The sequence below is a fragment of the Deltaproteobacteria bacterium genome (genome assembly GCA_016223005.1).
Taxonomy (GTDB): domain Bacteria; phylum Desulfobacterota; class GWC2-55-46; order UBA9637; family GWC2-42-11; genus JACRPW01.
This window is the reverse complement of record JACRPW010000060.1, coordinates 1-7,458: the sequence shown is the minus strand read 5'-3', so window position 1 is coordinate 7,458 and position 7,458 is coordinate 1. Positions and strand designations below refer to the sequence as shown.

General features: G+C 40.9%; 9 protein-coding genes. All 9 read left to right on the top strand.

Annotated features, from left to right (window positions below):
- On the top strand, positions 1 to 1,435 hold a 1,435-nt coding region (flgK, locus tag HZC45_06705; protein ID MBI5682836.1), incomplete at its 5' end, for a flagellar hook-associated protein FlgK.
- A gap of 2 nt (positions 1,436 to 1,437) precedes the next feature.
- A complete protein-coding gene (flgL, locus tag HZC45_06700) occupies positions 1,438 to 2,322 on the top strand; it encodes a flagellar hook-associated protein FlgL (protein ID MBI5682835.1) in 885 nt (294 codons plus the stop codon).
- 75 nt (positions 2,323 to 2,397) lie between these two features.
- Positions 2,398 to 2,640 (top strand): carbon storage regulator CsrA, encoded by a 243-nt coding sequence (gene csrA / locus HZC45_06695; protein ID MBI5682834.1) that lies wholly within the window; start codon positions 2,398 to 2,400, stop codon positions 2,638 to 2,640.
- Positions 2,641 to 3,171, top strand: coding sequence for a flagellar assembly protein FliW (locus HZC45_06690; protein ID MBI5682833.1), 531 nt, complete (start codon positions 2,641 to 2,643; stop codon positions 3,169 to 3,171). It abuts the gene before it with no gap.
- Positions 3,172 to 3,381: 210 nt separating this feature from the next.
- Positions 3,382 to 4,230, top strand: coding sequence for a flagellin FliC (locus HZC45_06685; protein MBI5682832.1), 849 nt, complete (start codon positions 3,382 to 3,384; stop codon positions 4,228 to 4,230).
- A gap of 84 nt (positions 4,231 to 4,314) precedes the next feature.
- A complete protein-coding gene (locus tag HZC45_06680; GenBank protein MBI5682831.1) occupies positions 4,315 to 4,674 on the top strand; it encodes a flagellar protein FlaG in 360 nt (119 codons plus the stop codon).
- A gap of 2 nt (positions 4,675 to 4,676) precedes the next feature.
- Positions 4,677 to 5,990 carry a flagellar filament capping protein FliD gene (fliD, locus tag HZC45_06675; protein MBI5682830.1) on the top strand — a complete coding sequence of 438 codons (1,314 nt, stop codon included), beginning with the start codon at positions 4,677 to 4,679 and terminating at the stop codon, positions 5,988 to 5,990.
- Entirely contained in the window at positions 5,959 to 6,324 is a 366-nt protein-coding gene (fliS, locus tag HZC45_06670; GenBank protein ID MBI5682829.1) for a flagellar export chaperone FliS, read from the top strand. Before fliD ends, fliS begins: the two co-directional genes overlap by 32 nt.
- 494 nt (positions 6,325 to 6,818) lie before the next feature.
- A partial coding sequence (locus HZC45_06665) for an SDR family oxidoreductase (protein ID MBI5682828.1) occupies positions 6,819 to 7,458 on the top strand: 640 nt, incomplete at its 3' end.

Below are 7,458 nucleotides of genomic sequence, written 5' to 3'. Positions count from 1 at the left end.
TACACAGATATTTAATGCATCTGAGTCAAAAGCAAGATACTCTGGTCTTGAAGATGCCTTGAGAAGATTGGAAGGGATATTCAATGATTCTCAGGGATTAGGCATGGCTGATGTCTTAAATGATTTCTTTGATGCACTCCATGATGTGGTAAATGATGGATCAAGTTATTCTGCAAGGACAGTGCTTTTAGGCAAGGCAGGGACACTGACAAACAGGATAAATGACCTTGATTTAAGGGTGAGGGATGAGATAGAAAATCTTGAATCAAAGATTAATGGCGAGGTGCAAGGGATAAATAGTCTTGCATCCCGCATTGCTGTTCTAAATGGCAAGATACAGGAAATAGAGGCAGGAAGAAGTCAGGAGGCGAATGATTTAAGGGATGAAAGGGATTCTTTAATAAAAGAACTTGCAGACAAGATAGATATAGCAGTGCTTGAAGATGCACAGAGTCAACAGATGACCATTCTTGCTGCAGGCGGTAATCTTTTGGTAGCAGGCGGGTCCACTTCTTCATTAAGTGTATCGCCTGATACCGGTAATAACAATTACTATGATGTCATGCTTGGAAACCACAATATAACTAACAACATATCTTCAGGCAAACTCAAGGGACTTATTGAAGCAAGGGATTCTCATTTTCAAGATGCATTAACAAGGCTTGATATTTTATCAGCATCAATCACAAAGGAGTTTAATGCCCTGCACAGCGCTGGTTATGGGCTTGACAGTTCTACAGGCAACAACTTTTTTACAGCGCTATCGCCGACTATTACCACCATGAGTTCAAATACAGGCGGGGCAACTGCAAGCGCCTCTGTTCAAACCCTTTCATCTTTAACCCTTGATGATTATGAAATCAGATTTACAGGCAGCTCCTCCTTTAACATTGTCAATACAACAGAGGACACAATTGTATCCACAGGCAATAGTTACGCATCAGGCGCTAATATTGATTTTGAAGGGCTCAGGGCGGTAATTACAAATGGCACAGGTTCTCCCCAGTCAGGGGATATATTCAGGGTAAGTGGGACAAAGGATGCTGCCCAAAATATAGGTGTTGCTGTTACAGACCCTAATAAATTTGCCGCTGCAACAAGCACTGCAACACTGCCGGGAGGCAATGTCAATGCAATAGATATGGCTGAACTTGAGGGTTCAAATGTAATGGCAAACGGCACTGCTACATTCAGCGGTTATTATACCAGCCTTGTTGCTGATATTGGGGTATCTGCCAGCGAGGCAGGGGTTAATAATGATGCACAAACTCTGGTTTTGGAGGAATTGGAATCTTACAGAGAATCTGTATCAGGCGTTTCTCTTGATGAAGAAGGGATAAGTCTTCTAAAATATCAGCAGTCTTATCAGGCTGCTGCAAAGGTGATAACAGTCGTGGATGATATGCTTAGTACCCTTATGAATCTATTGAGGTAGTTATGCGTGTAACAAATGCAATGCTTTTTGATACTGCATCAAGAGACATATCCAGAACCAGTGAAGATATATTAAAGACACAGGAGATGCTTGCAGGCAAGAAGGTAAACAGGCCGTCTGATGACCCTGTTGCCATGTCAAATATACTTGATTTGAGGAAGGTGCTTGCCCGTGTTACGCAGTATTCCAGAAATGTGCAGTCTGCACAGGGTTATCTTACCAATGCCGAATCCAGCCTTTCAAGTGTTGAGAATACACTTTCAAGACTTCGGGAACTGGCAGTAAGTCAATCATCAGGGACAGCCACTGCAGCAACAAGGCTCTCTACTGCATCAGAGGTGAACGACCTTTATGATGAGTTGCTCGCGATTGGCAATACAAGTGTTGGCGGCAGGTATATCTTTTCAGGATATAAGTTTACCACAGTGCCGTTTGATTCAAGCGGTGCATATTCAGGCGACAATAATGAGACTGCCCTTTTTACAGGGGAGTCAAATCAATATACCTATGGCGTAACAGGAAATAAGGTTTTTAGAGGTGTGGGGATTTCAGGCGGTGTGAATGTATATCAGATAGTAGATGACTTTAAAACAGCCCTCACATCCAATGATATAACAGGTATTCAGGATGCCATTGATGAACTTGATGATGCCGGCACTCAGATTACAAATATAATTGCTCAGATAGGCGCGCGGGGAAATGCATTAGGGTCGCAGGCGGATTATCTTGATAGTTTTACTGCTGAACTTGAGATATTGGTTTCAGGCATTGAGGATGCAGATATCACGAAGGTTGCAACAGACTTGGCATTGCAGCAGACCACACTTCAGGCTTTACTCACTGTTGCTGCAAGGGTAGATGAATTGAATATATTTAAGTTTATATAGTAAGATGTAAGCAGTAAGCGGTTCACAGCTCACGGTTCACTGTTCACAGCTTACCGATCATGCCATGGAGGGCTTATGTTAGTACTGACAAGGAAGTCGGGTGAAGGTATAAGGATTGGTGATGATATAAGGATAATAGTTGTAGATTTAAAAGAAGGCAGTGTTAAACTTGGTATATCAGCGCCAGATGGGGTTAAAATACATAGAGATGAGATATACCAGAAGATACAGGAAGAAAATAAGAGGGCAGCAGAAATAACAATAATGGATTTAAACAAGGTTTTAGGACTATGGAAAGAATCTGACAAGGAGAAATAAATGTATATGCAAACTCATGTAATCACAAGTAGTGAGATAGTTCAAAAGAGAATACAGGTTGACAATAAGGGAGACAGCGCACAGTTAATGCCTGATATTATAAATTTTAAATCTGTTGTCTTTGGTGATATTGGGGTAGAAGCCGATAAAATCATAACCTTTTCCTGTGGTTTGCTTGGATTTCCTGATATGAAGAGATTTATTGTAATGGAATATGAAAAGGATATTCCATTTATGTGCCTTCAGGCAGTGGATGAACCCTGCATAGCATTTATTGTAATTGACCCGGTTCTTGCAAACAAGGATTACCACATAGCCGTTAAGGAAAAAGAGGTTGCGGCTTTGGGAGAGCCAGATTCAGAAAACCTTATTGTCTTTGTAATAGTTTCCATTTCAAAAGATACTCCATCCAAAGCAACAGCCAATTTAAGGGCGCCCCTCATTGTAAACCTGTCCTCCAGAACAGGCAGGCAGATTGTCCTTGATGATGAAGACCTTTCTATAAAATATCCATTGTTTAAATCAAGATAATATCCCAAAAAATACAACCGCATTTTTTGGTTACAATTCCCCTAAAGTTATTTGCCTTTTTGCCGATATAGATAGCAAAGGCAAATGCTAATAATGGTCAGAAAGGAGGGTAGATAGATAAATGACTGGGCAGGATGCCTTCAAAAATAATAACCGGCACGGATGCCAAATGAGTTAAAAAACTCATTAAAAATCAAGGAGGATAAAACCATGGCACTATCAGTTAATACCAACATATCTTCACTTATCGCACAAAGAAATGTTTCACAGGCAAATGATGAGTATTCAAGTTCCGTCAGAAGGCTCTCTTCGGGACTGCGCATCAGCAGGGCATCGGATGATGCCGCAGGTTTAGCAGTCAGCGAAAAATTAAAATCTCACTCCCGTTCCATATATCAGGCAGTGAGGAATGCCAATGAAGGTGTAAACCTTATGCAGGTTGCGGACGGAGCCCTCAAAGAGACAGGTAATGTCCTGCAAAGGATGAGAGAATTGTCAGAACAGGCATCAAATGGTTCACTTGGCACAAATGAGAGAAATGCCCTGAATTCAGAATTCCAGCAGTTAATGAGCGAAATTGACAGAATCTCTGATGTTACAGAGTATAACGGTCAGAAACTTATTGATGGAAGTATCTCTGCATCTGCAAATGCATTGAGTTTCCAGATTGGTTTCCAGAATGTGACTGCAAATGACAGAATTAGTCTTACTATTTCTAATGCTGACGCAAGTGCGCTAACTATACATGGAGGTACTTTCTCAGCCATCAATTCAGTATCAGCTGCACAGTCAATGCTTACACAGGTTGACAGCGCTATCGCACTTGTTGCTACATGGAGAGGCGATATTGGTGCAAAACAGAGCAGGATTAGTATTGCTATTTCCAACCTTACATCTACAGCAGAGAACTATGATGCAGCGGTAGGCAGTATAACAGATGCTGATTTTGCCTCTGAAACAGCGAAGTTTACAAGGAACCAGATTATAACACAGGCAGCAACATCAGTCCTTGCGCAGGCCAATGTATTGCCGCAGCAAGTCCTTACCCTTTTGAAGTAAAAGGGTAGTGTATTAGAATAAGTTTGCAGGGGAGGGGCGGCTGTCCCCTCCCGCCTTCAAGTATAAAAAAAAGAGGTGATGAACATGTCAGTTCAGCCTATAAAAGATATAATGGTTGCTATTCCAGCCAGAACAGAGGGTAAGCCGTCAAAAGAAAATATCCCTTCAACTGTGGTTTCAGAGGATAAGACAGGCGATAATGTTCGTGTAGAGAGAAAAGAGGTTTTTAAAAAAAAGATGATGGATGCTGCAGCAGACCTTCTTCAGGGTCTTCTAAATCGTGAGGTCAAGATGGCGGTGGATGGGGATACAAACAGGATTATGGTAAAGATTATTGATGCTAAAACAGGGGATGTTGTCCGAGAGATTCCGCCTGAAGAGATATTGAATATTTCCAAAAAACTTACGAGTATACAGGGCATCCTGTTTGATAAGGAGGCATAAACATGGCTGGTTTTAGTGTTACAGGACTAACATCCGGTATTGATTATGGACAACTGATAGAACAGTTGGTGTCAGTAGAGAAAAAGAGGGTTAATAGTTTTAATGAGAAGAAGACCGATTATCAATCAAAAGTGGCCGCCTATGAAACATTTTCAACAAAATTGGGCACAGTAGAGTCAGCAGCAAAGAAATTAAAGGATGCCTCTACCTTTGATGTCAAATCGGCAGAGGTGACTGATGACACAATTCTATCTGCCTCTGCCTCTTATGATGCAATAGCCGGGAATTATGTTATATCTGATATTACTGCACTTGCACAGGCGAATAAGATTACAAATGTAAATGCAAAAAGCCTTGCAGATAAAGATACGACTACAGTGCTTGCCAGCGGGCAGACATTTAGATATACAGTAACAGTAAGTGGTACTGCTGAGATAACAACAATAACTGCATCTTCTAACCTGACCCTTGAGGGGCTTGTATCAGCAATAAACTCTACACAGAGCGCAGCAAATTCTCTCTTAACAGTCACAGGCACAATAATAAATGATGGTAATGCCTCTACACCATATCGTCTCGTGCTTACAAGCAAAACTTCAGGAAGTTCAGGGGGTATAACCGTAGGACTGGATGAATCAATCCTTGACCTTGACAACACGAGCGGCACAGGCGGCACAACTACACTTCAATCAGCACAGGATGCCGCATTTAAGGTTGATGGTCTTTCTGTTACAAAAAGTTCCAATACAGTAACAGATGTTATTGCAGGCGTATCATTTACTCTAAAGAAGGCTGCTGGCAGCGGCAGCTCATATACCCTGACTGTTAAAAACGATACAGATACCATCAAGGCAAACATAAAGGCAATGACAGATGCTTACAGTGAAGCAATTAAATATATAAATGATAATAGTAAATACGACTCAGATAAAAAGAAAGGCGGGCCACTTTACAATGAAGGCACGACAGATTCTGTAATAAGAAGAATCAGGACGATATACACCTCTGCCATATCAGGTCTTGCTGATGATACAAAGGTAATGGCACAGGTAGGTTTAAAGACAAACAGAGACGGCACTGTTACTCTGGATGAGGGTACATTAGGCAGTAAACTTACATCTGACTATAGCGACACAAGGGCGCTCTTTATTGATAATACATCAACAGGGATTGCAGGTGTGGCAAAGAAATTATACGATGAACTTGATGACATAACAGATTTTGCTGAAGGCTCTGTAACTGTAAGAAAAAAGGGCATTCAAAAGGTGATTGATAAATATACAAATGACTTACGAAGGCGCTATCAACTTTCTTGATATAGCGAGGGACAGGATTTATATAAAGGATATACCCGGCAAATCGTTATATCTTAATAAAGCCTCTGCCATTGTTTCAGAACTATTATGTTCGCTGGATAAAAAGGCAGGAGGAGAGATAGCGTCAAACTTGGAGAAACTGTATAATTACATGCTCAGGCAAATAGCAAACGCTGACCTTAAGAATGACCATGAGTCTATTGGGGTTGTTATTTTATTGTTAAAAGAACTGAAGGCAGGGTGGGCAGAGATAGGCAGGCAGGGCATTCGTGAAACCTTCAACTACCATCATCACGACGCTGCAAATAGGTTTGAGGCTTCTATTAGAATATAGTTTTGATGCTGGAAAATGTCCAATTCAAGAATAGAGATTCAAAGTTTTGACACTGTGCAGTTGTAATCATCTTTATTAGTAATTTCCAATTACCACTCGTTCTAGCCCATTCTTAACGATATCTGAATTGAGTAGGTTGTAAAACCAACATCAACCCCCTAGGCACATCCTTCTTCTATACAGAGCGTCATAACTTCGCATACCTGCGTTGCCTGCCTGTGCGTTGCACGCAGACAGGTCGCTGCGGCGTATGCTGAAAATACGCCTCTCTCCTCGCTTCGTCGCGCCCGGGGTACCCATGCGAAGCATGGGTCATGCTTTGTTCTGACGCTCTGTACCTGTCTGCCGTGCTGGCACAGGCAGGTGCGGATTTATTTTATACCCCTATATCAATTTTTGGCATAGGTATTGCTTATTTTTAAATTGAGACTAAAGATATTTTTATATCTACCGATGAATATTATAGAAAACATGGGAGTGCGAGGTATTTTCAAGTGAAAGTTATAGTTACAGGTGCTACGAGTTTTCTAGGGACCCATTTTGTTGAGATGGTGAAAAATAAAGTGGAGGATGTAATATCTCTTAGCAGTAAAGAAATTGATATTACCAATTCTATAAGTTTTCCATCAGGAGATGTGCTTTATCATCTTGCAGCTAACTCAAGAATTTATATGGCAAGAGAAAAGATTGTTGAAGATTTTCAGATAAATGCAATAGGAACAATTAATGTATTAGAGGCTGCATATAAAGCCGGAATTAAGAAGATAGTCTATATTTCAACAGCTCTTGTCTATGAAGACCTATATAATTCTAATGAGGAAAGCCCTGTTGGCAGCACTAAGGTGTCAGGGCCTTATGGGGTGAGCAAACTTGTGGGTGAACTATATATAAAACAGTATGCATTTGAGCGAGGATTTGAGTATGTAATCCTAAGACCAAGCGGTCTATATGGTAAAGGGATGAAGAAAAACCCTATATATGACATGGTAATGGGTTTTGTGACAGGTATGCCAATTAAATTGCATCATGATATTAATTCTGAGTTTGATTTTATTCATGTCAAGGATGTTGCAAGGGCAATGGTTATGGCACTTGATTGGAAGGATGAAATATTAAATGTATCCCACGGCAAAG

What these genes read in the sequence shown, in the direction of transcription:
- HZC45_06690 (MBI5682833.1), top strand. Translation starts at nt 2,641, where the DNA reads ATGTATATGCAAACTCATGTAATCACAAGTAGTGAGATAGTTCAAAAG.
- flgL (MBI5682835.1), top strand. Translation starts at nt 1,438, where the DNA reads ATGCGTGTAACAAATGCAATGCTTTTTGATACTGCATCAAGAGACATA.
- fliS (MBI5682829.1), top strand. Translation starts at nt 5,959, where the DNA reads ATGACTTACGAAGGCGCTATCAACTTTCTTGATATAGCGAGGGACAGG.
- fliD (MBI5682830.1), top strand. Translation starts at nt 4,677, where the DNA reads ATGGCTGGTTTTAGTGTTACAGGACTAACATCCGGTATTGATTATGGA.
- HZC45_06680 (MBI5682831.1), top strand. Translation starts at nt 4,315, where the DNA reads ATGTCAGTTCAGCCTATAAAAGATATAATGGTTGCTATTCCAGCCAGA.
- csrA (MBI5682834.1), top strand. Translation starts at nt 2,398, where the DNA reads ATGTTAGTACTGACAAGGAAGTCGGGTGAAGGTATAAGGATTGGTGAT.
- HZC45_06685 (MBI5682832.1), top strand. Translation starts at nt 3,382, where the DNA reads ATGGCACTATCAGTTAATACCAACATATCTTCACTTATCGCACAAAGA.